The organism is Streptomyces sp. SAS_272, from assembly GCF_052543235.1.
The window spans coordinates 1-3,233 of the sequence record NZ_JBMNDR010000193.1 but is presented as its reverse complement, the minus strand read 5'-3'; the positions used below and the strand labels follow the sequence as shown (position 1 = coordinate 3,233).

Below are 3,233 nucleotides of genomic sequence, written 5' to 3'. Positions count from 1 at the left end.
ACGACGTCTCCAACAACAACCGCTGCTGCGGATCCATCGCCAACGCCTCACGCGGCGACACCCCGAAGAACTCCGCATCGAACTGACCGACATCGGACAAGAACCCACCGTGACGGGGGTACGCCGGCGTGTCGCCACCGGCGCCGCCCAGGTCGTCGAATGCGGTGAGGTTGTCCCAGCCACGGTCCGTGGGGAAGCCGCCTATGGAGTCCTCCCCCTGCAGGAGCAGATCCCAGAACTGTTCGGGCGTCTCGACGCCCCCCGGGAATCGGCACCCCATGCCGATGATCGCGAGGGGATCGTCGGCGAGCGCGGCGGGCTCGGAGAGGCCGGCCGCGGAGGCGTTCGTGTGCGAGGGCGGCGCCAGTTCCGCCTGGAGGAGTTCGGTGACCGCTTCGGGCGTGGGGTGGTCGAAGACGAGGGTCGCCGGCAGCCGTGTTCCGGTCGCTCGGCTGAGGGAGTTCCGCAGCTCCAGCGCAGTCAGGGAATCGAGCCCCAGCTGCGTGAACGGCGTGTCCGGGCGGATGTGCGCATCGGGGGCGTGCCCGAGCACGTCGGCCAGCGTGCTCCGCACGAGTGCGGCCAACGCGTCGCGGCGGCGGGACTCGGACAGGTCGAGGAGGTCGAGCTGCGGGGCGGCGGATCGTGCCGCTGACGCAGCCTCGCGCAGGGCGGGGCGGCCCGCCAGGGCTCGCAGCAACGGGGGCAGTCTGTCGGCGGTCCGGCGTAGTGCGGCGCGGTCCAGGCGGAGCGGGATCGGGGTGACGTCGGTGTGGGTCAGGGCACGGTCGAAGAGGGCGAGGGCGTCGCCGGTGGACAGCGCGCCGATGCCGTTGCGGGCTGCGCGGCTCTGCGCGGCATCGGTGAGACCGCTGGTCATGGCGCTGTCGGCTTCCCACAGGCCCCAGGCGACGGACACCGCGGGACGTCCGTCGGCGCGCAGGCTGACGGCGAAGGCGTCGAGGAAGGAGTTCGCGGCGACGTAGTTGCCCTGACCAGGACCGGCGAACGTGGCGGCGGCCGAGGAGAACAGCACGAACGCCGACAGGTCGAGGTGTCTTGTCAGCTCGTGGAGATGGACCGCCGCGTCGACCTTGGGCCGCAGCACCGAGGTCAGCCGCTCCGGGGTGAGGGAGGTGACGACGCGGTCGTCGAGCGTTCCGGCGATGTGCACCACGGCGCCGAGCGGGTGTTCGGGCGAGACGTCGCGGATGACGTCGGCGAGAGCGTCGCGGTCGGCCGCGTCACAGCTCACGACGGTGACGCGGGCGTCGACGGCGGCGAGTTCGGCGATCAGTTCGGAAGCGCCCGGGGTCTGTGGGCCCCGCCGGGTGACGAGGAGCAGGTGACGCACACCGTGGCGGTGCACGAGGTGGCGGACGGTGGCGGACCCCACCGTGCCGGTGCCACCGGTGACGAGCACCGTCCGGTCCGCGGGGAAGGCCGCTGCCGTCGGTCGCTGCGCGGTGGCCGCGATCCGTGTGAGCACCGGAGCGAGCAACTGCGCTTCGCGCAGTGCGAGTTCGTCTCTTCCTCGCCTGGCCGCGTCCTTGAGCTGGTCGTCGGTGGGAGTGGCGTCGGTGTCGAGGAGCAGGATCCGCCCGGGGTTCTCCGACGCGGCCGACCTGAACAGCCCTCGCACCGCGGCGGCGGGCAGGTCGGCCACGGTCTCGCCGGGACGCGCGGCGACCGCACCGCGAGTGAGCAGCAGCAGACGTGAGCGGTCGGCGCGCGCTTCAGTGAGCCAGTGCTGGAGCAGACGCAGCGCTTGCTCCGCGGCAGTGTGCACGTCGGGCACGAGCCCGCCGTCGCTGTCGGTGCCCGCGGTGTGCCACGGAAGGGCGACGAGGTCGGCGAAAGGTGTGTCGTCCGAGGCGGCCGACAGGGCGGTCAGGAGCTCGTCCGGGCTTTTCCGGGCCACGGCCCCGACGTCGTCCCGCTCCGTGGCGGCCTCGGCCGCGGTCCACGTGACGGTGTAGAGGTCGCTGCCGCGGTGCCGGACGGCGTCGGGACGTTCGTCGGCGTCGAAGGGCAGGACGGCTACGGTCGCGGCGGTCAGGACGGGGGCCCCCGTGACGTCCAGCAGCCGGAGCTCGCTCTCCGTCGTCGAGCGCGGAACGACGTGCAGCCGTATGCTCGCCGCCGCACGCGCGTGGAGGGCGACGCCGGACCAGGCCACGAGGTGCGGCACCGGCTGTCCGGCTGCCGTCAGGACGAGCAGGGCGGAGTCCAGGAGGGCGGGGTGGACGGCGAACCTGGCCGCCTCGGCTTCCGCCGTCTCCGGCAGAGCGGCCTCCGCGAAGACCTCGTCTCCCAGACGCCAGACTGCTGTCAGGGCCTGCGAGCGAGGCAGGTCGAGGTCCGTGTACACCTCGTCCAGGTGGACGGGCACCGCGCCCGGCGGGGGCCAGGCCGCGGTGGCGGCGGAGGCGTCGGGGCTCGGGCCCGCCGGATCCTCGGGGCCGCCGAGCAGGGTTCCGCGGGCGTGGCGGGTCCAGGGCCGTTCCTCGTCCGACGGGCCGGCGTCGGGATCGTACGGTCGTGCGTACAGAGCGAAGGTCCAACGCCGCTCGCCCTGGACTGCCTCCGTGACCGTCTGCACCTCGGTCTCGCCGGTCGCGGGGAGCGGCAGGGGGGCGTCGACGCGCAGTTCGGCAAGGTGATGGGCGCCGATGCCGCGTCCGGCGTGAAGAGCCAGGTCGGTCAGGACGGAGGCGGCCACGAGTGAGCCGCCTCCGGTGGCGAGCTCGCCGAGCCAGGGCTGCGTGCGCGGGGAGAGACGTCCCGTGGCCACCACGGTGGTGGAGTCGGCGAGGCCGATTCCGTCCGAGAGCAGCGGGTGCTCCCCCCGACGTCCGGCGTGGTTCGCGACGGGATCGAGCCAGTAGCGGGTCCGCTGGAAGGGGTAGGTGGGCAACTGGACCGACTCGTACGTGTCGTTCAGGAGCGCCGTCCAGTCCACGGGCCTGCCGGAGGCGTGCAGGGCCGCCATCGCCGCCACCGTGGTCCGGGACTCGTCCCGGTCCTTACGGAGCGTTGCGACGAAAAGCGCTTCGTCGCCGCTTTCTTCGGCAACGGCACGGGCGAGTGCGGTGAGGGTGCCGTCGGGGCCGATCTCCAGGAACCGGGTCACTCCCTCGGCGGCCAGCGCACCGATCCCGTCGGCGAACCGCACCGCCTCACGCACATGCCGCACCCAGTACTCCGCCGACGCCAACTCGCCCTCCACAGCG

General features: G+C 73.0%; 1 protein-coding gene. It reads right to left on the bottom strand.

What is annotated here, in order from left to right:
• A partial coding sequence (locus tag ACN6LD_RS42020; RefSeq protein WP_445045919.1) for an SDR family NAD(P)-dependent oxidoreductase occupies nucleotides 1–3,233 on the bottom strand: 3,233 nt, incomplete at both ends.